Raw genomic sequence first — 22,304 nt, 5'->3', positions numbered from 1 at the left:
AAGGCAGTCCTGCACGCCAGCTTGCGTTAGCTGCGCGCAGTTTCACCCGGGGCGGCGGCGCACAACAGGCGCTAACGCGGCATCACCGCAGCTAACGGGCATCCCGCGACGATCCCTCTACTTTGTTCGCCACACGGCCCGGAGACCGGCCAAGGAGAAGAGAGATGATCGCAGACAATCTGACATCGCGCCGGAATTTCGTGGCCGGGGCGGGAACCGCCGCGGTGGCCCTGGCCGCCCTGCCCGGCACGGCCCGCGCGCTGGCACCGGACGATGCGCTCGGGGCGGCCGCCATGCCCGGAAAGGCCGGTAGCGTCCGTCCGTTCCGGGTCACGGTGCCTGCGGAGCGGATCGCGGCCATGAAGCGCCGTATCGCCGAAACCCGCTGGGCCGATCCACAGCCCGTGGAGGACGACAGCCAGGGCGTGCGCCGCCAGACGTTGCAGCCGCTCATGGCCTACTGGGGCGGCGCCTACGACTGGCGGCAGGTGGAGGCGCGCCTCAATGCCCTGCCGATGTTCATGACCGAAATCGACGGGCTGGACATCCACTTCATCCATGTGCGCTCCCGCCATGAGAACGCCATGCCGATGATCCTCACCCATGGCTGGCCCGGCTCCGTCCTGGAATTCCTGAACGTCATCGCTCCGCTGACGGACCCGACCGCCCATGGCGGCATGGCCGAGGATGCCTTCCACCTCGTCATCCCCTCGATCCCGGGCTTCGGGTTTTCGGCCAGGCCGACCACGCCGGGTTGGGGATCGGACCGGATCGGCCGCGCCTGGTCCACGCTGATGCTGCGGCTCGGCTACGACCGCTATGTCAGCCAGGGCGGCGATTGCGGTTCGGTGATCTCTCAGCGCATGGCGCTTCAGCATGTGCCGGGCCTGCTGGGCATCCATCTCAACATGCCCGCCGTGGTCCCGGCCGACATCGCCCGGACCCTGGCAGCGGGAGATCCCGCACCCGGCCAGCTCTCGGCCAAGGAACGGCGGGCTTTCGAGCAGCTCCAGGCCTTCTATCGCGATAACTCGGCCTATGCCGCGATGATGAATACCCGGCCGCAGACCATCGGCTATTCGCTGGTGGATTCGCCCGTGGGCATGGCCGCATGGATGTACGAGAAGATCGCCCAGTGGACCGACAGCGGCGGGCAGCCGGAGCGCGTTCTGGGCCGCGAGGCGATACTGGACGACATCTCGCTCTACTGGCTGACCGAAACCGGGGCCTCGGCCGCGCGGATCTATTGGGAAGACCACTCGAACAACTTCAACGCGCGCGGCATCATCGACCTGCCCGTGGCCGTCAGCGTCTTCCCGGGCGAGATCTTTCGCGCGCCCAAAAGCTGGGCCGAGCGCTGCTACCGCAACCTGTTCTACTTCAACGAGACAGAAACCGGCGGCCATTTCGCCGCCTGGGAGCAGCCCGCGCTCTTCGCCCGGGAACTGCGCGCTGCCTTCCGCCCCCTGCGCTGACGAACCCCTCAAATAAAAGGAGAATACCATGTCCGACATCAAGACGCTCTATACCGCCGAAGTCCATGTCACCGGGGGCCGCGAAGGCAAGGCCCGCAGTTCCGACGGGCGCCTCGACATCGCGCTGTCCACCCCCGGCACGGCAGGCCAGGGCACCAATCCGGAGCAGCTCTTTGCCGCCGGCTGGTCGGCCTGTTTCGAGGGCGCGATGGGCATTGCCGCCGCAACCAGGGGCGTGACGCTCCCGAGCGACCTGTCCATCGATGCGCATGTCGAACTCCGCCACGGCCCGGACGGCTATGCGCTGGCGGCAAGGCTCGACGTCCATGTGCCCGGGCTCGAACCGGACCTCGCGCGCCAAATCATCGAAGCGGCGCATCGCACCTGCCCTTACTCCAAGGCGGTGAAGGGCAACATCGACACCGTCGTGGCCCTGGCCTGACGCTGTAACGGAGATTTCTATCATGAAGACTGTCCTTGCCGGCGCACTGGCCCTGGCTGCAGGCGCGCTCGTTCCCTATGCCGCGGCTGAAGCGCAGACGCGCACGCTGACACCGAAACCGACGATCGTGCTGGTCCACGGCGCCTTTGCGGATTCCTCCAGCTGGAACGGCGTCATTTCCGTGCTCCAGCACGACGGATATGCCGTGGTCGCCGCGCCTGACAACTTGCGCGGGGTCCGTGCGGACGCCGCTGTCGTTTCGGACGTGGTGAAAAGCATTGCCGGACCCGTGGTGCTGGTCGGCCATTCCTACGGAGGGTCGGTCATCTCCGAGGCGGCGGATGGACTGCCGAGCATCAAGGGGCTGGTCTACGTCTCCGCCTTCGCGCCGGACACGGGCGAGACCGCATTGGGTCTGACCGGCAAGTTTCCCGGCAGTACGCTCGCTCCGGCACTGGCGCCGCCCGTCCCGATCGCGGGCGGCGGCAAGGATCTCTACATCCTTCAGGCCCGTTTCCACGACCAGTTCGCGGCCGACGTGCCAGCGGCGGAGGCACGCCTGATGGCGGCCGGGCAGCGCCCGGTGGCCGAAGCCGCGCTCTCCGAACCCTCTACCGCGCCGGCCTGGAAACATGTGCCTTCGTGGTTCGTCTATGGCGATGCCGACCGGAACATTCCGCCGGCCGCCCTGCACTACATGGCCGAGCGCGCGCAGTCGCGGCAGACGGTGGTCGTGAAGGGCGGCTCGCATGTCGTCATGGTGTCGCACCCGGCCGAAGTCGCGGCGCTGATCGAGCGGGCCGCCATGGCAAAATAAGACAGGAACGCCGGTGCGGGCGATAGTGTCCCGCACCGGCGTCATGGCCAGCGACTGGCGGCAAGCGGGCGATCGATGTCGCCCGCTTCAGCGTGCGTAGTCGGTGAAGACCCGGTCCGCATCCGGTTCGCCCGCGTCAAGCCTGGCATGGCAGGCCGCGCAGGAGCGTGTCAGTGCCTCGTCGGGGTCAGGCTTTCCGTCCTCGAACTGGCCGTAGCCCCATCCGCCGCTGGCCGCATAGCGCCGCGCATCCTTGACGCTGACCTGGACGTTAGTGGCCGCCCCCGCCACGAAGGACTGCGGAGCCGGGAACACCGCGTCGTTCCGGGGCGACGATTCGAAGCGCCAGGCCAGCCGCACGATCACCGCGCCATCGGGGAACGGCCGCGTTCCCGCGCGATAGGCGCGCAAGGCGATCTCGTTGCCCAGGATCGCACGGATGTCGTTGTTCTTGCCCGCCTCGTGCGCGACGCTGATGAGCTTCCAGTCGCGGTAGCCCTCCGGCAACCTCACGCCGTAGACAGGAGCCGCTTCCGTCTGCCGGTCCTGGGCCGCCACCATGGTGGACAGGCCCAGAACCGCTGCAGCCAGCGCGAGGCAGCAGGCACCGGGACGCAGCATCATGCCAGCTTCCCCGCATCGAGCACGGCCTTGGCGAAGGCCTCAGGCGCCTCCTGCGGCAGGTTATGGCCGATCCCGCCGGTGATGAGGCGATGCTCGTAGGGGCCGGAGAACTTCGCGCGGTAAGCGCCAGGCTCCGGGTGCGGCGCGCCGTTGGCATCGCCTTCCATGGTGATCGCGGGAACGGTGATCGCAGGCGCCGATGCAAGCTGCGCCTCGGCAGCGTCGTACTGCGCCTCGCCCTGCGCCAGGCCGAGCCGCCACCGGTAGTTGTGAATGACGATATCGACGTGGTCCGGATTGGCGAAGGACGCGGCCGAGCGCTCATACGTCTCGTCGTCGAAAGCCCAGCGGGGCGAGGCCTGCTGCCAGATGAGGCGGTTGAAGGCTTTGGTGTCGGCCGCATAGCCGGCGCGGCCGCGTTCGGTGGCGAAGTAGAACTGATACCACCATTGCAGTTCGGCCTTGGGCGGCAAGGGCTTGGCATTCCCCGCCTGGCTGCCGATCAGGTAGCCGCTGACCGAGACCAGCGCCTTGCACCGCTGCGGCCAGAGCGCCGCCATGATGTCCGCCGTGCGGGCGCCCCAGTCGAACCCGGCGACGATGGCCTGCCGAATCCCGAGCGCATCCATCAAGGCAATGCCGTCTGCCGCCAGCGCGGCTTGCTGGCCATTGCGCGGGCTGGTCGCCGACCGGAAGGTGGTCGTGCCGAAGCCGCGCAAGTGGGGAACGATGACGCGGTGCCCCTGCGCGGCCAGGATCGGCGCGACCTGGGCGAAGCTGTGGATGTCGTATGGCCAACCGTGAAACAGCAGCACGGGCTGCCCGGAAGACGGGCCCATTTCCACGTAGCCGATGTCGAGCGTACCGGCAGCAATCTGCCGCACCGGCTCAAGAGCCCTGGATGCCTGCCGCACGGGCGCGGCCGCCATGGCGCTTTTCGGCCCGAGACCAGCCACCATGGCCGATGCCAGCGCCGCGGCGCCGGCGATGAATTCGCGCCGCCGGGAAGGGGTAAGAATGGGCGTTTCGTTGAGCATGACGACCTCCTTGTCTGCCAGGAGGTCATAAACGGGCCGCGCCGATCCGGCTTGTTAATTGGCGTGAGGTTCTGTGAGCGCAGCGGAAAACGACTTCATTTCAGCGCCCTGAACCAGAGCCACCCTTTCCGAAGGCCGAGCCGCCGCGTGCGATGGTTTCAATCCAGCGCAGGCGGCGGCCAGGAAGTGTCAGGGCCGGACAGGCGCCACGCGCCAGACGGTGTTCGAAAGATCGTCGGCCACCAGCAGCGCTCCGCCCACCGGATCGTAGGCGACGCCCACCGGTCGACCGCGGGCATGGCCGTCCTTGATGAAGCCGGTCAGGAAGTCCTGCGGCTTGCCGGAGGGGCGGCCATTGGCGAAGGGCACCCAGACCACCTTGTAGCCGGAGAGGTCCTGCCGGTTCCAGCTGCCGTGCTCGCCGACGAAGGCCCCTTGCGCGAAGTTGCCGCCGAGGCCCGTTCCCGTGACGAAGGACAGCCCCAGCGCGGCGACATGGGATCCCAGCGCATAGTCGGGACGGATCGCCGCACGCACCATGGCAGGCTTCTGCGGATGGACGCGGGGGTCCACGTTCTGCCCCCAGTAGCTATAGGGCCAGCCGTAGAAGCCCCCATCGCGCACGGAAGTGAGATAGTCCGGTACCAGTTGCGGGCCCAGTTCGTCGCGCTCGTTGGCCACTGTCCAGAGCTGGGCATTGGCGGGATTGATGGCCATCGCCGTGGGATTGCGCACGCCGGAAGCATAGGTCCGGTGCGCGCCCGTCTGCCGGTCGATTTCCCAGATCTGCGCCCGGTCCTGCTCCACGTCGAGGCCGCGCTCGCCGATATTGCTGTTGGAGCCGATGCCGACATAGAGCTTCGAACCATCGGCAGAGGCCGTCATCGCCTTGGTCCAGTGATGGTTGATGCGCGAAGGCAGCTTCACGAGTTCCACGCCCGGACCTTCCGCGCGGGTCATGCCGTCGCGATAGGGGAAGCGGATCACCGCATCCTGATCCGCCACGTAGATGTTCCCGTCGGCATAGGCGAGGCCGTAGGGCGCGTTGAGCCCGGTCGCGAATTCGGTGCGCAAGTCCGGCTTGCCGTCGCCATTGGTGTCGCGCAGCAAGGTCACGCGGTTGCCGCCCTTCACCGAGGTCTTGCCCATGGACTTGATGTAGCCGGCGATCACGTCCTTGGGCCGCACGGTCGGCGCGTCCTGGCCGCCCATGCCTTCCGCCACGAGGATGTCGCCATTGGGCAGCACCAGGATCTGGCGCGGCACCTTGAGCCCGGTGGCGATGGCGGTGACGGCAAAGCCGGCCGGCGCCCTGGGCGCTTCACCGTTCCAGCCCGCCGGAGTGGCGATGTTCATGGGCGGCAACAGGGTCTGCCGCTGCTTCGGCAGGTCCGGCTGCGCGCCGGTCTGGTCGAGATCGGGATTGCTGCTACCGCAAGCCGCGAGCGCCAGCGCCGATGCGCCGATGGCGATATGGCGAAAGATCATCGGCCTGCCTCCACTGCCAGAACGCGGCCTTGCGAATGGCCCACCCAGCCCGCGGCAAGCGCGAGGATCGTGCTCAGAACCGAGAGCACCACGCCCATCGTTCCCACCGAAGCCCAACCATCATGGCTGTGCTGGAAGGCGTTGAACAGCCCCGCGATCCACGCGAGCGCCAGCAGCACCGTCACCACGCCGTTATGGCGCCGCTCCACCCGCTCCCGCGCGGCCCAGGTGGCGATGGCGCTCCAGAGCAGTGCAAACCCGCCGAGCAGCAGCGCGCCGGTAATCAGCCAGGCGGAGAAGTTGGTCCACTGGATCTGCGCGGTCTTCACGTAGGTCACGTCGGACAGCAGCGCGCTGGGAAACAGCGCGACTGGAAAGGCCATCAACAGCGCGTGAAGCGGATGAAGCGACCGGCGAAGCGGACGGATAGGCCGGACGGCCGGCTGCGCACTGAGCAAGGTGAATCTCCCGATGGGAAGGGATAAGTATCGCTCCTGCAAATGCCCGGTATGCCGTTTTGTTTCGTCGCGGGCCGTCGGTCCTGCTCATGGCACCAGGCTGGTCACCTCCAGCCGCTGGCCGGCATAGCTGGCGAAGCCGCCACTGCGCGGCTGGCCCTGCCCGTCGCGCGAGAAGTCGATCGCGCTGGGCCGCGCGCCCGAAAGCGGCCCGAAAGTCACTTTCAGCTTCATCTCACCGGGCTTCGGACCGGCTAGAACGATGTCGGCCTCATAGGTCGATGCACCCGCGGGATGAACATGCGTGGTCTCGCGGCCGTTGTAGACGGCGGCGCCATCGTCGCTGAAATCGACATAGGTCTTGGAGATCGTCGCCGCTGTCCGTTCATAGGCGATGTACCCGGAGGTCCGGCCATAGACCTTCACGTTCACCGCCTTCGCCTGATCGGCCAGTTTCGGAACTTCGGTCATATCGGAAGACGCATAGGCCATCCGTTCGGGCGTCGCGCGCGCCTTCACCGCGGGGCCGGGCCGGTATTCGGGCAGCCGCACCATGCGGATGCGCTTCGTGGAACTGCCCCTGCGGTTCTCGATCCACATTCCCCTTTTGCCATCCGGATTCCAGGACAGCGGCGAGTTGAACACCCAGCCCGCCTCGGTGCCCAGGTCCTTGCCGAGGTAGCCGTCCTGTCGCTGCGAGGCGGCGATATCGACGAGCGCTGGACCTATGCTGCCCTCACGCGAACTGCGCACGCCGGTAACGGCATAAGTATAGGCGAACATGCTCAGCCCCATGTTGAGCGCGGCGGGATAGGGCCGCGGCATCAGGCCCAGGATGGCCGGGTCGGTCTGCGCCGAAAACCGCGTCGTCATCGTCAGCCCCAGCCGTTCGTCCGGCGAGAAGATGGTGGTTTCGGTATAGCCAGGCGTATCGGTGACGGCCTGAAGGCCGCCGCTCGCCAGGTCCAGCGTGACCGAGTCCGGCAAGTCGCGCCTGATCGCCCCCACCAGCGAGAGCGCCGTGCCGCCGCGCACGAACTGCTTCACTTCGCCGCCGCGGACAGGCTGCGGGATCACCCCATCGGCATGGCGCGGGTCCGCGGCGAAAGGTTCGCGCGTGCTGACGATGCGCGGCGCGGTGATCCGGTAGCTGTCGCCTTGCCGCTGCAAGGTCCCCGTGAACACGGCCGCGGAGAAATTCGCGAAGAGCGTCGTCCAGGCGACGTGCCGATTGTCAGGGGCGATCACCATTTCCGACCAGCGATGGGCGATATGATCGCCGTCCGCGATTTCGGACGGGTAGAGCACCGGGATCAATCCGGCCTTTTCGCAAGTCTCCAGCGGCGTCGCGCATTCGATCACGAAGTCGCCGAGGAATATCCGGCGATCGTCGGGAAAGACCATGAAGCGAAGGCCGTTGTCCTTCGGGCGCTCGGGGATCCGTCCCGAGAAGAACGGCCGGAGGGCGCTGCCGTCGTCGTTCATCGTCGCCAGCGTCAGGTCCCGCTCGTCGCCGCCGGCATGGCTTCGATAGGCGACGAGGACTTTGCCGGAGGGCGTGTACGTCGCCGAAATCAGCTGCTCGCCCTGGGCAAAAGGAACGGTGGCCAGATCGACCCGGCCGATGGGATCGGGATTTTGCGGCTCTGCCGCGGCATCGGCAGCGATGAGGAATATCGCGCTGCCCAGCAGCAATACGCGTGATGCGACAGCCATTGTTTCATTCTCCAGTCGGCGCGGTGGCTGCGCCTGCCTCATGATTGCCATGAATTGTGCCCCGCGTTTTCGAGCATGGCGTGGCAGAGGCTTCGCAAATGGCGGTTCGCTGGCAAGAACGATTGCGTTAGCGGGTCGAACCCCTTGCAAATCCTTCGCTTTTCAGCCGCTTTTCCCGTTCGCGGTTCGCGAATGGGAAACTTGTTTGCGTGAATTGGCCAACGGACCCAACGAAGGGGCTGGTCCTGCCGCCTATCTCAACCCGATTTCCGCTGCGTATGGCGCGGGTTCATGTGGAGGGCCTGCGAGGGGCCAGCATCGACTGCCGCCTTGGCGGGCGGAGTGGGAAGGTGTTAGAGGCCCGCGCCATTCACCCGGAAACACGAAAGACACGGCTTTGACGATCCAACCCGCCGCCGCCTTCAAGGATAATCTCCAGCAACTGCCGCCGATCCACGGCATTCAGCGCATCGACCTGCTCGACGAAACCGGCGCGGTCGTCGCCGGGATCGAGAACCAGCCGGGCAAGCAAGGCTCCCTGGCCGTCTACAACTACCTGAAGCAGTCCTTCGGTGCGCTCGATGCGGCTGCGGCCGAGCATGGCCTGGCTATCTTCGCCGAACACACCCCCGACGCGCGCAGCCGGCCCGGCGCCCATCCGAATGTCGACCTCCTGCTCGACATCGCCGCGGGCGGTGCTCCCCTGCGTATCGAGGTGATCTCCGCCGCCGGCTGATGGCAGGGCGCACCCTCGGCCACATGCGAAAACGGCCTCCCCCGCCATGGCGGGGAAGGCCGTTGAAATCCGCCCGAAAGGACTCCTATCGCATCAGAAGCTGACGCCCAGCGTACCGAAGACCTGGCGCGGTGCCGAGGAGTGGAACACGAGGATGGTTCCGTTGACATCGTCCGGTGCGAAGACGCTGTTGTCGAAGTTCGACGCATAGCGCTTGTTGGTCAGATTGGTCACGTTCAGCGAGAGCTTCGCGCCCTTCAGCGGTCCGAAGTCGCCAAAGTCGTAGCCAAGGCCGAGGTCCACGGTGACATAGCCACCGAAGCTCTGGTCGTTGGTATAGGTATAGTACCGGCGACCGGTATACTTGCCCTGTACCGAAGCGGAGAAGCCGTCCTGCTTCACCGACAGGACGCTCGCCAGCATTTCCTTGGGCGTATCGACCTGCTGCTTGCCCGCGGTCGCCTTGATGACGCAAGTCGCGCCGGTGCACCAGTTCAGATCGTCGTCATACGTGGACTTGTTGTACGAGGCCGAGTTGTACCAGTTCAGCCAGGGCAGCGGCTTCCACAGCACGCCCAGTTCCACGCCCTTGCTGGTGACGCTGCCGGCATTGTGGAACGAGTTGCCGCAGCCCGGATTCTGCTGCTGGTTGGTCGGGCAGGGATTGTACTGGAGCAGGCGGTTGTCGAACTTCACCCAATAGCCGCTGAGCGCGACCTGCAACTGGYTGCTGACGAAGCGGTAGCCGCCTTCGACGCTCTTCGAGGTCTCGGGCTTCAGGGTCTTGCCCTGCGCGTTCCACACGGTCTGCGAGACGGACTGCGGGCCCAGCTTGAAGCCGCCCTGGAACATGGCCATGTTCTCGGCATAGCTGGCGAAGAGTTCGTGCTGCGGGGCGACCTGCCAGTGCAGGCCGATTTCGGGCAGGAAGAAGTCCTTGGCCGTCAGCGAGCCGGTGGCGAACTGGCTGGAGGCCGGCGGCGGGGTCTTGGCGATGCCGTCCTGCGCCTCGGCGTCCGAGCGGGAGTACGTCCCCTTGAAGCCGAAGTCGACGGTGAGCGCGTCATCCAGCAGCTTGATCGTGTCCTGCACGTAGAACTGGCGGGTCTTCCACTTCGTTTCCTGCACCCACTGCGCCGTATCCGGCTGGCCCTCCAGGAACTGCCCGATGTCGAACGGGCCGGTCACGTTGGTCCAGATGTAGCGCGCGGCGCTGCTCTTGTTTTCCTCGATCCAGAAGCCGGCCTGGAACTGGTTGAAGCCCACGTCCCAGCTCAGGCTGCCGAGCCCGCCGGTACGGTTGATGGTATAGCGCGTGTCGCGGATCTGCACCGGCACGTCATCGGCAGTGGTCGCCGTGCCCTGCTTGGACCAGCCGACGATCCAGTTGTTGCCGGCGCCCTTGTCGGTATGGTGATAGACCTGGACGCGGGCCTTGATCGCCTTGGTGATGTCGAAATCGCCGGCGAGGTAGAACAAGTTGTCATTGCGCAGGATCTGACCGTTAGTGAAGGTCACGTCCGAGTTCTTCTGCGGTGAAGGCGCGGCAACGCACTTGGTGGGCGCAGTCGGTCCCGTCACCGAGCAATAGGCGCGGTCGAGGTACGACTGCCAGTCGGGCGCATAGCCGCCCCAGTCCCAGCCGAGTCGACCCTGCATTTCCTTGGAGAGGTAGGCATCGTCGGCCTGGTTGGTGCGCGAGATGTCGGCAAAGGCAGTGATCGTGCCGCCGGTGAAGGCGTACTTCGCCTTGCCGTTGAACTGCTTGCCGGTCGACTTGTTATAGGCGCGCTGGTTCACGAACAGGTCCTGTTCGCTGTAGTGGCCGGAGACATAGGCCGAAAACCCGCCATGCTCGCCGGTGTCGAAGCGCGCGAAAGTGCGCAGGGTATCTTCGCTACCGACCGTCTGGCTTACCGTCAGGCCGATGTCCTGATGCGGATCGCTGCTGAAATAGGTCAGCGCGCCGCCAAGGTTGCTGGTCGAAGGGATGCCAAGGCCGGCGATGCCCGTCGCCAGGTCGGCCCGGCCGAGGTTCTCGGAAATCAACGCGCGGCTGATCGAAAGGCCGTTGTAGTTGTTGTAGGCGCCGTCGCCCAGCGGCATGCCGTCCAGCGTATAGCCGAGGTGGGTAGTGCTGAAACCGCGCACCTGCAGCGAAAGGGACTGCTCGTTGACGCCCAGCGCGTCGATCGACTGCGCGCTCACGCCCGGCAGGAAGTTCAGCGCCTTCTGCACGCTGGTACCCGGCGGCAGGGCTTCGAGGTTGGCGGGCAGCAGGGTCGAGACCGAGCGGGTCTGGCCGCTGCCGATCACGACGATATCGCCGAATTCGCTGCCATCCGCGTCACTGGGCGCGGTATCCTGCGCCTGGGCCATTCCGGGCGCGAATACTGTAAAGCCGGCAGCAACCGCCAACGTGACAACGGACTTGTTCAACACTTATACCCCCCTTGGATGCGAAAGCGCCGCGACGAGTTCACGGCGCCGGCAACTTTCCGGAGCGGGCCTATTTCACGGATTGGTGACGGTTTCGCTACAATGCGGAAATAAATCAGTAAAACTTCCCGAGCGTCGTCAGTGCGGCCGAAAAACGACCATGTCTGTTCGGATGTGCGGGCGCAGGTGCCGGCGCCGACTTGGGAAAGCCCTTGATCGCCGCCCGCAGGCCATTACACGACAGGCGATGAAAGCACCGGAAGCGCGATCCCCAGGCGGCGAGCCCACTATCGACGATGTCGCCGCCGCCGCGGGCGTTTCGATCCGCACGGTGTCCCGCGTCCTCAACAAGTCGCCCAAGGTCAACGAGAACACCCGCAAGACGATCGAGGACATCATCGACCGGCTCAACTTCAAGCCGAGCCGGGGCGCCAGGGCATTGGCCATGCGCCGCTCGTTCCTGATCGGGCTGGTGCATAACGACCAGAACGCGCTGGTGCTCGATTCCATCCAGCGCGGGATCGCCAGAGTGGCATCGCCGAACGGCTACGAACTGGTGGTCCACGCCTGCCCCGATCAGGATGACGCCGTCATCGACGACGTCCTGGCCTTCATCGACAGGTCGAGAGTTGACGGCATCATCCTCTTGCCGCCGGTCTCGGGCGTACCGGGCCTGCCCGAAGCGCTGGATACCTGTCCCGTCACTGCCGTCGCGCTGTCATCCATCCCGATCGAGGGATTTGCAGGCGTGGTCCTCAGCGAGGAACGACAGGCCGGTGCCGAAGTGGCGCGCCATCTGCTCGGCCTGGGCCACCGCGCCCTGGGCCTCGTCAACGGGCCGGAGGGGGTCGCCTCCGCGCAGGAAAGGCGCACGGGCTTCCTGGGCGAAATCGCGAACCAGGCGGGGATCTCGCTGGCGGAAACCTCGGGAGACTACAGCTTCGCCTCGGGCGTCCTCGCGGCGGAAGAGCTGCTGAGCCGGGAGCCGCGCCCCACCGCCATCTTCGCGGCCAATGACATCATGGCCGCTGGGGTCATGAAAGTGGCCGCGACGCGCCGGATCGCGGTGCCCGGCCAGCTCTCCATCGTCGGTTTCGACGGCAGCATCCTCACGCGCATGCTGACCCCTGCCCTCACCTCGGTCCTGCGCCCTTTCGGTGAAATGGCGGCCAGCGCCGCCGGGCAACTGATCGCACGGATCGAAGGCAATGCGGCAGCACCGACCATGCCCCATGCGCTGGAACTCGTGCCCGCCGAGTCCACGGGACCCGCCCCGGCCTGACGCCGACAGGGCCGCCCCTTTCAGTGGACGCAGGCAGGGTCGAGACGTCCCGCCGCCAATCCTGCGAGGCCGGCCTCCACCGCGCCGACGAAGCGGGGGTCCGCGCCGAGTTCGCCGAAAACCTCGCGCATGGCCAGCACCGCCCGCCAGTCTTCGGCGCGCTGGAGCAGCGGACCCGACAACGGATCGGTGATCGGCCGGCCCTCACGCGCGGCGGCGGCCAGGAAGCGCAGCCAGGCGGCGATGGGCAGCGCCAGCCGCGCGACCGGGCGGCCCGCTGCAAGAGCGGCGCGCACCGTGTCCAGCAGGCGATAGGGCAGCTTCTGCGATCCGTCCCAGGCGATCTGGGAAAGCAGGTGGCGGATCGCGGGATTGGCGAAGCGGGCCAGAATGTCCGAGATATAGGCCTGCAGGTCCAGCCCTGCCGGGGCGGAGACCGATGGCGCGATATCTTCGCGCATCAGGCGCTCGGCAAATGCGGCGAGTTCCCGGTCGGCCATGGCTTCGGCCACCGTTTCCAGCCCGCGCCCCAGGCCGATATAGGCCAGCGAGGAATGGGCGCCGTTAAGCAGGCGCAACTTGGCGGTTTCGAAGGGGCGAACGTCTCCGGTGAAAGTCACCCCCGCCACGTCGAGCGCGGGGCGCTCCCCGGCGAAACGGTCCTCGATCACCCACTGCGTGAAGCGCTCGCGCTGGATGGGCCAGGCGTCCTCCTGCCCTATCGCTGCGGCGACACGGCTGCGCAGGGCGTCGTCAGTGGCGGGCGTGATGGAATCGACCATGGCATTCGGGAACGCCGCATGATCGGCGATCCAGCGCGCGGTCTCGGGGTCGACCGCCTCCGCCAGCGCCAGGGTCGCGGCTTCCAGCTTGCGGCCATTGTCCGAGAGATTGTCGCAGCAGAGCACGGTCACGCCGGGCAGCCCTGCAAGACGGCGGCCCTGAAGCCCGCGCACCAGCCAGCCGGTGAAGGATGACGGCGTCCAGTCTCCGGACCGCGCGGCTTCGAGGTCCGCGGCGATGGCAGGGCTGGCGAAATCGAGCGTGCCGTACGCGGCGAGGCAGTAGCCCTTCTCGGTCACGGTCGCGCTGACGATGCGCGTATCGGCATGGACCAGGGCCGCCAGGATCGCAGCGGGATCGTCGCGCGTGAGCACCCGGCCGATCGCGCCGATCACGCGGTAGTCGGTCTCCGCATCGAGGCGCGCCAGGGTGTAGAGCCCATCCTGCGGGTTCAGCGCATCGGCAACGCCGCGCGAATGGAGGCTGACCCCGGTCAGTCCCCAGCGAGGGTCTTGAGCCAGCAGCGTATCGAATGCAGCCGCCTGATGGGCGCGGTGGAAGGCGCCCGGCCCGAAGTGGACGACGCCCGGCCGCACGGCCGCGCGGTCGTACCGCGGCGCCGCGACCGAGCCCGGCAGCGCGGCCAGCGAGGCTTGCGAAAGGCGGGTCACGCCAGTTCCACCACGCGCGAGGCCGGGGCCTCCAGGCCATAGGCCTTGCGCACGAGACCCAGGGTCAGTTCCTGCGCCAACTCTGCCGCTTCCCAATCCGCCAGGCGATGCTCAGCAACCAGCCGCGCCAGGAAGCCGCAGTCGATGCGGCGCGCCACGTCGTGCCGTGCCGGGATCGACAGGAACGCGCGGGTATCGTCGTTGAACCCTACCGTATTGTAGAAGCCTGCGGTCTCCGTGGTCATTTCGCGGAAGCGGCGCATGCYCTCCGGGCTATCGTGGAACCACCAGGCCGGGCCAAGGCGCAAGGCGGGGTAATGGCCCGCGAGCGGCGCCAGTTCCCGCGCGTAAGTCGTCTCGTCCAGGGTAAAGAGAATGACGGTAAGACCGGGCTCGTTGCCGAACAGGTCGAGCATCGGGCGCAGCGCCTCCACATATTCGGTGCCGCGTGGAATGTCCGCCCCCTTGTCTCGGCCGTGGCTGGCGAAGAGACGCGCGTTGTGGTTGCGTGTGGCGCCGGGGTGGATCTGCATGGTCATGCCGTCCTCCAGGCTCATCCGCGCCATCTCGGTGAGCATCTGCGCCCGGAACAGCTCGGCTTCCGCGGCATCGGCCTTGCCGCCCATGACTTTGGCGAACAGCGCCTCGCACGCCGCAGTGGAGAGGTCGGCGGTGCGCGCGCTGAGGAAACCGTGGTCGGTCGCCGTGGCGCCCATCTCCCGGAAATCGGCGCGGCGCTTGCGGTGTGCGGCAAGGTAGCCCTGCCAGCTCCCCACGTCCTCGCCCGAGAGCTGTGCGAACCGGGCAAGATCGCGCGCGAAGGAATCGTGCTCGGGATCGATCACCGAATCCGGGCGATAGGTAGTGACCACATTGCCTTTCCAGCCCGAAGCGCGGATCGCCTTGTGGTGCTTCAGATCGTCGCCCGCGCCTTCGGTGGTGGCAAGCAGTTCGATGTTGAACCGCTCGAACAGCGCGCGCGGCCGGAATGCGGGCGAGGCCAGCGCCTCTGCTATCGTGTCGTAGTAATGGTCCGCCGAACCGGCATCCAGCGTGACCGCGATGCCGAAGACTTCGGCGAAGACATGGTCCAGCCACATGCTGGAAGGCGTCCCTCGGAACAAGTGCCAGTTCGCGGCGAAGAGGCGCCAGGCCTCGCGCGGATCGGTATCGGGCAGAAGCCCGCCCTTGCGCGGCACCGCCAGCGCATCGAGGTCGATCCCCTGCGAATAGAGCATGCGGAACAGGTAGTGGTCGGGGGCCAGCAGAAGCTCGGTCGCATTGGTCCAGGCGGCATCGGAAGCGAACCACGCGGGATCGGTGTGCCCGTGCGGGCTGACGATCGGCAACCCCGCCACTTGCGCATAGAGTTCGCGCGCAATGGCCCGCGTGTCGGGATCGGCGGGGAACAGGCGGTCGGGGTGAAGCGAAAGCTGCGGCATCCGGAATCTCCTTGGCTGCCGTCCGAATATCGAGTTGTGCCAGCGCTGGCAATGGCGTATCGTCGGGCTATGATCGAGACACTTGCCCCCTCCGTCGATGCCGTTCGAATTGCTCAGGAAGACGATGTCGCCGTCGCCCTGCACCCGCTCGATGCGGGCCGGGAAATCCGCCTGCCGGGCCTTCATGTCACCTTGCGCGATCCCATTCCCGCGGGCCACAAGTTCGCCGTCGCGCCGATCGCCGCCGGCGCAGCCGTCCACCGTTACCGCGCCCCGATCGGCCTGGCCACGCGCGACATCGCGGTGGGAGAGCACGTCCACTCGCACAATCTGAGCACGGCCCTGGCAGGTGAGAAAGCCTATGCCTTTGCCGGCCCCGGCCCTGCCGCAGCAGGCGCAAGCACGAACGCGGAGCGCACCTTCCGCGGCTATCGGCGTGCCGACGGCAGCGTCGGCACGCGCAACGAACTCTGGATCCTGCCCACGGTGGGCTGCGTCGGCCGCCTGGGCGAGCGACTGGCCGCCCAGGCGAATGCCGGAATGGTGGCGGGACCGGAGGGGGCAGAGGGCGTCCACGCCTTCAACCATCCCTTCGGCTGCTCGCAGCTTGGCGCGGACCTGGACGGCACTGCCGCGATCCTCGCCTCGCTGGCGCTCAACCCCAATGCCGGCGGCGTGCTGCTGCTGGGGCTGGGCTGCGAATCGAACCAGCTCGATGCATTGCTGGAACGCATTCCCGAAGCGCGCCGTTCGCGCTTGCGGGTCCTACGCGCCCAGTCCGAAACGGACGAGTTCTCCGCCGGCCAAGCCCTGATTGCCGAGCTTCTGGCCGAGATGGCAGGCGACAGCCGTGAAGACGTGCCCCTATCGGCGCTGCGCCTGGGCGTGAAATGCGGCGGCTCCGATGCCATGAGCGGATTGACCGCCAACCCGCTGATCGGCCTGATGGCCGATGCCGTCACCCAGGCCGGCGGCGCCGCGATCCTGACGGAGATTCCCGAAGTTTTCGGCGCCGAGAACCTGCTGCTGGAACGCGCCACCAGCCAGGAAGTGTTCGACAGCCTCTCCGCGCTGGTGAACGGGTTCAAGCGCTACTTCCTCGATCACGGCGAACCGGTCTCGGAAAATCCCAGCCCCGGCAATATCGCCGGCGGGATTACCACGCTGGAGGAAAAGTCGCTGGGCGCCGTGCAGAAGGGCGGCCTCGCCCCCGTGCGCGACGTGATCGGCTATGGCGAGCGTATCTCGCCGCTGCGGGCGCAAGGCGGCCTGACGGTGCTGGAAGGTCCGGGCAACGACGCCGTGTCCACCACTGCGCTGGCGGCGGCGGGCGCAACGATCACGCTGTTCTCGACCGGCCGCGGTACACCGCTGGGCAGCCCGGTGCCGACGATGAAGATCGCCTCCAATCACGACCTTGCCGCGCGCAAGCCCGGCTGGATCGATTTCGATGCCGGCATCGCTCTGGAACAGGGCATGGAAATGGCGGCAGAGGCGCTGCTCGACCGGATCCTCGCGGTGGCCAGCGGCGAACCCGCGCGCAACGAAAGCAACGACGAGCGGGCCATCGGCATCTGGAAACGCGGCGTCACGCTTTAGCGCCCACGCCGGGAATCACAAAGGCTTCCCGCAAGCCTCCATCGGCAGCGAAAACTGCGGATTGGTCAGGAAGCTGTGGTCGGTAAGGCTCTCCAGGAAGGCGAGCAGCGGCGGCATGTCCGCGCTCTGGACGGCTTGTCCGTGCGCCGCGATCGCATCGGCCAGCGTCGCCGCCGAACCGTCGTGCAGGTAAGGAGCCGTCACGGCAACATTGCGCAGACCGGGCGTGCGGAAGCGGCCCAGGTCTTCCGGAGAGGCGGATATCTCCRCAAGCCCGGGATCGGCGCCGACCGGACCGATCCTGTGGAACTTCGCGTCCGTGAGATCGGCCCCCGCGTGGCACCCCGCGCAGTCGCGCCTGAAGGTGGTCAGCCCCTGCCGCGCCTGGCTTGAAAGCGCGTCTTTCTCCCCGCTCTCGAAACGATCCCAGGCGCTGCCGCGGGAAACCAGCGTCCGTTCGAAAGCAGCCAGCGCCCTCACCACGTCGGCATAGTCGATCCGCCCCCGGGATTGCGGAAAGGCCTTGCGGAACAGGGTCCGATAGCAGGGATCGCGGCCGAGCCGCCGGGACAGTTCCGCTTCCTGCCCCTTCATCGCCATCTCGACCGGGTGCTCGCCCAGGATCGGCACCGAGGCCTGCGCCTCCAGCGTGGCCTGCCGCGGATCGGCCCAGGTCAGCGGCGAAAGCCAGGCGAGGTTCTGGAGCGCGGGCACATTGCGCCGCCCCGGATCGTCCAGCGCTCCGGCATGGGTGCGATTTCCGTCCGCGAATGCGTGGTGCTGCTCGTGACAGGTCGCGCAGGACATCGTGCCGTTGATCGAAAGGTCGGCATCGTAGAACAGGCGCCGCCCCAGTTCGACTTTGACCGCGCTCATCGGATTGTCGGCGGGGATCGGCGGTGCGTCCGCGCCCCAATTCCACGCGCCGGGCTCCCCGGCCAGGGCGCCCGAAACGGCCGTGGCCAGCAGCAGGAGGCCGATCACCCCGTATCGCATCGCAGCCTCAGGACGGGCGAGCGACGGGTGACGGGCGGGATGCGCAAGTCATGAAATTCGGTCCGATGTCCGTTCCCTCTTCGCATGCCGCCATCGCCAATCCTCATCGTCTAACCCCGGCGTCATTATGCTTTACGGCGCGGCAAAGCTATATACGACCGGATACAGCGAATCGCCGGGACGGCGACAGGTCAAAAAATGGGGGTTTCCTTGATACGTTCCGCTTCCGCGCTTGCGGTTACTTTTTCCTGCGCCCTTTCCTTGTCGGTCTCGGTGCCTGTTCTGGCGCAGACGAGCACGACTTCAGGTCGGGACGATGCCTTTACGCTGGGCCAGATCATCGTCACTGCGCCAACGGAATCGACGCCGACGATATCCTCCACCACGCTTGACGCCGATGCCATGCGGCTGTTCCAGCGCAACAGCCTGGACGATGCGGTCAACCTCATGCCCGGCGTGTCCTCGTCGAACAGCGGCGGATCGCGCAATGAGCGCCTGATCAACGTGCGCGGTTTCGACCGCTACCAGGTGCCGCTCTCCATCGACGGTATCCGCGTCTACCTGCCGGCAGACGGCAGGCTCGACTATGGGCGCTTCCTCACCGGCGACATTGCGCAAGTACAGGTGGCCAAGGGCTATGCATCCGTTCTGGACGGACCCGGCGCAATGGGCGGGGCGATCAACCTGGTGACGCGAAAGCCCTCTCAGCCGATCGAGGCCGAGGCACGCGGCACGCTGAACCTGGGCCGCGAGGCCGAATATGCAGGCTACAACGTGTTTGCCCTGCTCGGCACGCGGCAGGACAAGTGGTACGCACAGGCCAGCTACACCCGCAACTTCACCGACCACTGGGACCTGCCCGGGAGCTATGAGCCCAGCGCCGGATCGGCGGAAGACGGCGGCCACCGCGATTTCTCGCGCACCGAGGATTGGCGCGTCAATGCCAAGCTGGGCTTCACGCCCAATGCCACTGACGAATATTCGCTGAGCTATACCCGTCAGGAAGGCGCCAAGAACGCGCCGCTGCACATCACCGACACTGCCGCATCCCAGCGCAACTGGTCGTGGCCCTACTGGAACATCGACAGCATCTACTTCCTCTCCACCACGGCGCTGGGCGATCTGGCGACGCTGAAGACCCGCGTCTACCGCAACAGCTTCGACAACCTGCTGCGCGCTTTCGACGATGCCAGCCAAACCACCCAGACGCGCCCGCGCGCCTTCAACAGCTATTACGCCGACAAGGCCTGGGGCGGATCGGCGCAGCTCGACGTGGACGTGAGCGAGGCCGACCGCTTCAGCGTGGCCGCGCATTACCGCCGCGACAAGCATGTCGAATGGCAGGAGAGCTTCGCCAACGGTATCGGCACGACCGAGCCGAAGCAGACCAGCATCGAGGAAACCTACAGCATCGCGGCCGAAAACCACCTTGCCTTCAGCCCCGCGCTGGCCCTCACCGCCGGCGTCAGCTTCGACTGGCGCAATCTTACCCGGGCGGAAGACTACGCCAGCAATGCGCTGATCGAATATCCGCTGCACAACGGCCAGGCGCTCAATGGGCAGGCACAGCTGGTCTGGACACCGGATCCGGCCACCAGCCTCCATGCCGGCATTTCCTCGCGCGCCCGCTTCCCGACGATTTTCGAGCGCTTCAGTTCGCGCTTCGGCGGAGCGACCTCCAGCCCCGACCTCAAGGCCGAGCGCGCCACCAATTACGAGATCGGCGGAGCACGCGACTTCGGCCCGCTCCACGCCGAGGCCGCTGTATTCTACTCGCACCTGAACGATGTGATCGTTGCCTTCCCGACCATCTTCAACCAGCAGCCCGTAACCCAGAGCCGCAACCTCGGCAGCGGGAACTATTACGGCGGCGAGATCGCGCTGACCGCGACGCTTGGCGACACCCTCAGCCTCGGCGGTAACTACACGTATACCCACCGCGATATCGACGATCCGACGAACACCGCCTTCCAGCCCACCGGCGTGCCTACGCACAAGGCGTTCGTCTGGGCCGACTGGGCCCCTCTGGACGGCCTGCATATCCTGCCCAATGCCGATATCGCCTCGGACCGCTGGACGGTGAACACCGCTGGCACGCGCTATTACCGCACGGGCGCCTATTTCCAGGCCAATATTTCCGTGAACTACGAGGTCTACCGCGGCGTCGTGATCGGCGCCGGCGCGCGCAACCTGTTCGACGATTACTACGTGCTCACCGATGGCTTCCCCGAACCCGGCCGCAGCTTCTTCCTGAGCTTCGCCTACAAGTATTGACGCCGCCGAACGCTCCAGCCGGTAACGGTCCGGCTGGAGCAGGCGTTTATGCCCGTGCCTGCGTCGAGCAGCGGGCGCGGTGGGAAAGGAAAGCGCGCGCCCAATAGGAAAGGCTGCGACCAGCACAGTGCTTCCTGCCTGTTGCGCCGTACCCAGGCTGCGATTGACAGGAACGAATGCCCTGCATGGGTGGACAGGCCGGGCGAAGCGCTTCAATAGGGCCGGGCTCCCCGCCCTCTCCCATTCGCTCATCAGAGAGTCTCGCACCGTGATCAAACCGAGCCGCCTGCTGCCTCGCCGACTTCGCGTGGTCCTGCGCCGTCACGGTCCGGAAGCATTGGTCTGGCGCAGGCGCGTGGCGATCGTGGGCGGGGCCGTGCTGGTCGGTCTGGTGGCGCTGGTCTTCGCGGACATGGCGGACAAAGCCAACGCCTTGTTCCACATGTTCGCAGCCCGCTGGTGGTGGGGGCCCCTGCTGGCGACGCCTGCAGGCTTTGCCGCCATCGCCTGGATCACGCTGCGTTTCGCGCCTCTGGCCAAGGGCTCGGGCATTCCCCAGGTGATGGCCGCGACCAAGAACCCGGAGGCGGCGCTGTCCACCCTGGTGTCCGCCCGCGCCGCCATTGCCAAGTTCTTCCTGACCGTGGGCGCGCTTCTCGTGGGCGCCTCGGTCGGCCGCGAGGGTCCGACCGTGCAGATCGCCGCAGCCATCATGGGCAGGATGCACCGCATGCTGCGCGTGCCCTTGCGGTCTTCGGTCTATATCGCAGGCGGCGCGGCGGGCGTTGCCGCGGCCTTCAACACGCCGCTTGCCGGTGTGGCTTTCGCCATCGAGGAACTGGCCGCAGCTTACGAGCAGCGCATGACGCTGCTGGTCATGGCCGCCGTGCTGATCGCGGGCATGGTCAGCCTGGGGCTGGCGGGAGACTACATCTACTTCGGCGCCATGCGCCAGACGCTGGGCTTTCAGCAGGCGCTGATCGCCACCCCGGTCGCGGGCATCCTGGGCGGGATCGCCGGCGGCGTGTTCTCCCGGCTGATGCTGGGAGCAGGAACCACGACCATGCGCCCGATGGGCTGGCTGCGCGCACGCCCGGTGCTGTTCGCCGCGATCTGCGGCGCCATCGTCGCCGCGCTCGGCGTGTCGACCGGCCTGACCTGGGGCACCGGCTACGATACTGCAAACGGCATCATCGCCGGCCAGAACGTGCCCGTCTGGTTCGGCGCGGCCAAGTTCGTGACGACACTGGCGACGGCCGTCTCCGGCGTGCCGGGCGGCATCTTCGCGCCTTCGCTCTCCATCGGTGCCGGGATCGGCGAGCTTCTGCGCGGAATCTTTCCGGGCTATTCGCCGGGCGCGATCGTCCTGCTGGGCATGGTCGCCTATTTCACCGGTGTCGTGCGCGCGCCGCTGACGGCCGTGATCATCATCTCGGAAACGACCGCCAGCCGCGGCCTGATGATGCCGCTTCTCGCCTCTGCGCTGATCGGCGATTTCGCCGCCCAGTTCGTCTGCAAGGAAAAGCTCTATCACGGGCTCTCCCAGCGGTTCCTCCAACGCGCCGCCTGAGAACGATCCGATGGAAGCGCGACAGTTCGAGATCGACGGAAGCGTCATCACGGACATTCCCGCGTTCTATGCCGAGATCAACAGGGTCTTCATGGCCGGGGAATCCTGGCGATTGGCAGACAGCCTCGATGCCCTGAACGACCTGCTCTACGGCGGCTACGGCACGATGCAGGGGGCCGAAAAAGTCACCTTGCGCTGGAAGGACATGGCAGCGACACGCGCGGCCCTCGGGCCGGAATGCACCCATGCCTTCCTGAGCGGAAGGCTGGGCCAGCGAACGATGTTCAATGGCTCAACCATAGCCGGGCAACTGACGGCCCTGGAGCAAGGCCGCGGCACGACTTACTTCGACATCGTGATGGAAGTGTTCGCCGACCATCCCAATATCGAGATCGTGCCCGTTTGAGCGAGCGCCCGACTGCCGGCGTTTCTCTTCGGCCCAGCTTTCCGGCCTA

The 22,304-nt window shown here is 66.7% G+C and carries 18 protein-coding genes; 9 read left to right on the top strand and 9 right to left on the bottom strand.

Annotation, left to right across the window (positions count from 1 at the left end):
* Positions 1-164 precede the first annotated feature (164 nt).
* From AB4Z00_RS09805 to AB4Z00_RS09795, 3 genes are read left to right on the top strand one after another with little or no spacing between them, the layout of a single operon-like run.
* Positions 165-1,475, top strand: a complete 1,311-nt coding sequence (locus AB4Z00_RS09805) for an epoxide hydrolase family protein (protein WP_442045785.1) — start codon at positions 165-167, stop codon at positions 1,473-1,475.
* A gap of 28 nt (positions 1,476-1,503) precedes the next feature.
* Positions 1,504-1,917 (top strand): organic hydroperoxide resistance protein, encoded by a 414-nt coding sequence (locus AB4Z00_RS09800; protein WP_132265994.1) that lies wholly within the window; start codon positions 1,504-1,506, stop codon positions 1,915-1,917.
* A gap of 22 nt (positions 1,918-1,939) precedes the next feature.
* Positions 1,940-2,734, top strand: coding sequence for an alpha/beta fold hydrolase (locus AB4Z00_RS09795; RefSeq protein ID WP_442045784.1), 795 nt, complete (start codon positions 1,940-1,942; stop codon positions 2,732-2,734).
* 87 nt (positions 2,735-2,821) lie between these two features.
* Here AB4Z00_RS09795 and AB4Z00_RS09790 read toward each other — a convergent pair whose 3' ends face one another.
* The 5 genes from AB4Z00_RS09790 to AB4Z00_RS09770 all read right to left on the bottom strand — a co-directional run bounded on the left by AB4Z00_RS09790 (position 2,822) and on the right by AB4Z00_RS09770 (position 8,057).
* On the bottom strand, positions 2,822-3,358 hold the full coding sequence (locus tag AB4Z00_RS09790; RefSeq protein WP_442045783.1) for a cytochrome P460 family protein: 537 nt from the start codon (positions 3,356-3,358) through the stop codon (positions 2,822-2,824).
* Positions 3,355-4,395, bottom strand: a complete 1,041-nt coding sequence (locus tag AB4Z00_RS09785) for an alpha/beta fold hydrolase (RefSeq protein WP_442045782.1) — start codon at positions 4,393-4,395, stop codon at positions 3,355-3,357. Before AB4Z00_RS09785 ends, AB4Z00_RS09790 begins: the two co-directional genes overlap by 4 nt.
* 189 nt (positions 4,396-4,584) lie before the next feature.
* Positions 4,585-5,883, bottom strand: coding sequence for a PQQ-dependent sugar dehydrogenase (locus tag AB4Z00_RS09780; RefSeq protein WP_431567180.1), 1,299 nt, complete (start codon positions 5,881-5,883; stop codon positions 4,585-4,587).
* Positions 5,880-6,266 (bottom strand): DUF2231 domain-containing protein, encoded by a 387-nt coding sequence (locus tag AB4Z00_RS09775; protein ID WP_442045781.1) that lies wholly within the window; start codon positions 6,264-6,266, stop codon positions 5,880-5,882. Before AB4Z00_RS09775 ends, AB4Z00_RS09780 begins: the two co-directional genes overlap by 4 nt.
* Positions 6,267-6,428: 162 nt before the next feature.
* On the bottom strand, positions 6,429-8,057 hold the full coding sequence (locus AB4Z00_RS09770; RefSeq protein ID WP_442045780.1) for a hypothetical protein: 1,629 nt from the start codon (positions 8,055-8,057) through the stop codon (positions 6,429-6,431).
* Between the two features lie 397 nt (positions 8,058-8,454).
* Between AB4Z00_RS09770 and AB4Z00_RS09765 the strand changes: the two genes are divergently transcribed.
* Positions 8,455-8,793 (top strand): DUF2322 family protein, encoded by a 339-nt coding sequence (locus tag AB4Z00_RS09765; RefSeq protein ID WP_442045779.1) that lies wholly within the window; start codon positions 8,455-8,457, stop codon positions 8,791-8,793.
* A gap of 93 nt (positions 8,794-8,886) precedes the next feature.
* Here AB4Z00_RS09765 and AB4Z00_RS09760 read toward each other — a convergent pair whose 3' ends face one another.
* The gene (locus AB4Z00_RS09760; RefSeq protein ID WP_442045778.1) at positions 8,887-11,235 is read right to left on the bottom strand and encodes a TonB-dependent receptor; all 2,349 of its coding nucleotides are present in this window, start codon (positions 11,233-11,235) and stop codon (positions 8,887-8,889) included.
* Positions 11,236-11,479: 244 nt separating this feature from the next.
* Between AB4Z00_RS09760 and AB4Z00_RS09755 the strand changes: the two genes are divergently transcribed.
* Positions 11,480-12,514 carry a LacI family DNA-binding transcriptional regulator gene (locus tag AB4Z00_RS09755; protein WP_442045777.1) on the top strand — a complete coding sequence of 345 codons (1,035 nt, stop codon included), beginning with the start codon at positions 11,480-11,482 and terminating at the stop codon, positions 12,512-12,514.
* Between the two features lie 20 nt (positions 12,515-12,534).
* On the opposite strand, the gene AB4Z00_RS09750 is transcribed toward AB4Z00_RS09755, so the two are convergent.
* Both AB4Z00_RS09750 and uxaC read right to left on the bottom strand, forming a co-directional pair.
* The gene (locus AB4Z00_RS09750; RefSeq protein WP_442045776.1) at positions 12,535-13,968 is read right to left on the bottom strand and encodes a mannitol dehydrogenase family protein; all 1,434 of its coding nucleotides are present in this window, start codon (positions 13,966-13,968) and stop codon (positions 12,535-12,537) included.
* On the bottom strand, positions 13,965-15,410 hold the full coding sequence (gene uxaC, locus AB4Z00_RS09745; RefSeq protein ID WP_442045775.1) for a glucuronate isomerase: 1,446 nt from the start codon (positions 15,408-15,410) through the stop codon (positions 13,965-13,967). Before uxaC ends, AB4Z00_RS09750 begins: the two co-directional genes overlap by 4 nt.
* Before the next feature lie 69 nt (positions 15,411-15,479).
* Here uxaC and AB4Z00_RS09740 point away from each other — a divergent pair, with 69 nt between their 5' ends.
* Positions 15,480-17,009, top strand: coding sequence for a UxaA family hydrolase (locus tag AB4Z00_RS09740; protein WP_442045774.1), 1,530 nt, complete (start codon positions 15,480-15,482; stop codon positions 17,007-17,009).
* 15 nt (positions 17,010-17,024) lie between these two features.
* On the opposite strand, the gene AB4Z00_RS09735 is transcribed toward AB4Z00_RS09740, so the two are convergent.
* On the bottom strand, positions 17,025-18,005 hold the full coding sequence (locus AB4Z00_RS09735; protein WP_442045773.1) for a cytochrome c peroxidase: 981 nt from the start codon (positions 18,003-18,005) through the stop codon (positions 17,025-17,027).
* Between the two features lie 210 nt (positions 18,006-18,215).
* On the opposite strand from AB4Z00_RS09735, the gene AB4Z00_RS09730 reads away from it, so the two are divergent.
* The 3 genes from AB4Z00_RS09730 to AB4Z00_RS09720 all read left to right on the top strand — a co-directional run bounded on the left by AB4Z00_RS09730 (position 18,216) and on the right by AB4Z00_RS09720 (position 22,255).
* Positions 18,216-20,279 carry a TonB-dependent receptor plug domain-containing protein gene (locus AB4Z00_RS09730; protein WP_442045772.1) on the top strand — a complete coding sequence of 688 codons (2,064 nt, stop codon included), beginning with the start codon at positions 18,216-18,218 and terminating at the stop codon, positions 20,277-20,279.
* A gap of 268 nt (positions 20,280-20,547) precedes the next feature.
* A complete protein-coding gene (locus AB4Z00_RS09725) occupies positions 20,548-21,849 on the top strand; it encodes a chloride channel protein (protein ID WP_442045771.1) in 1,302 nt (433 codons plus the stop codon).
* Between the two features lie 10 nt (positions 21,850-21,859).
* Positions 21,860-22,255 (top strand): barstar family protein, encoded by a 396-nt coding sequence (locus AB4Z00_RS09720; RefSeq protein ID WP_442045770.1) that lies wholly within the window; start codon positions 21,860-21,862, stop codon positions 22,253-22,255.
* Positions 22,256-22,304 lie beyond the last annotated feature (49 nt).

The organism is Novosphingobium sp. YAF33 (assembly GCF_052113265.1).
Classification (GTDB): Bacteria; Pseudomonadota; Alphaproteobacteria; order Sphingomonadales; family Sphingomonadaceae; genus Novosphingobium.
The sequence above is the reverse complement of the archived record's forward strand: the minus strand, read 5'-3'. Positions and strand labels throughout refer to the sequence as shown.

Coding starts and splice junctions, on each gene's coding strand:
- AB4Z00_RS09790 (WP_442045783.1), bottom strand. CDS start 3,358: ATGATGCTGCGTCCCGGTGCCTGCTGCCTCGCGCTGGCTGCAGCGGTT.
- AB4Z00_RS09785 (WP_442045782.1), bottom strand. CDS start 4,395: ATGCTCAACGAAACGCCCATTCTTACCCCTTCCCGGCGGCGCGAATTC.
- AB4Z00_RS09800 (WP_132265994.1), top strand. CDS start 1,504: ATGTCCGACATCAAGACGCTCTATACCGCCGAAGTCCATGTCACCGGG.
- AB4Z00_RS09780 (WP_431567180.1), bottom strand. CDS start 5,883: ATGATCTTTCGCCATATCGCCATCGGCGCATCGGCGCTGGCGCTCGCG.
- AB4Z00_RS09775 (WP_442045781.1), bottom strand. CDS start 6,266: ATGGCCTTTCCAGTCGCGCTGTTTCCCAGCGCGCTGCTGTCCGACGTG.
- AB4Z00_RS09795 (WP_442045784.1), top strand. CDS start 1,940: ATGAAGACTGTCCTTGCCGGCGCACTGGCCCTGGCTGCAGGCGCGCTC.
- AB4Z00_RS09755 (WP_442045777.1), top strand. CDS start 11,480: ATGAAAGCACCGGAAGCGCGATCCCCAGGCGGCGAGCCCACTATCGAC.
- AB4Z00_RS09770 (WP_442045780.1), bottom strand. CDS start 8,057: ATGGCTGTCGCATCACGCGTATTGCTGCTGGGCAGCGCGATATTCCTC.
- AB4Z00_RS09720 (WP_442045770.1), top strand. CDS start 21,860: ATGGAAGCGCGACAGTTCGAGATCGACGGAAGCGTCATCACGGACATT.
- AB4Z00_RS09805 (WP_442045785.1), top strand. CDS start 165: ATGATCGCAGACAATCTGACATCGCGCCGGAATTTCGTGGCCGGGGCG.
- AB4Z00_RS09740 (WP_442045774.1), top strand. CDS start 15,480: ATGATCGAGACACTTGCCCCCTCCGTCGATGCCGTTCGAATTGCTCAG.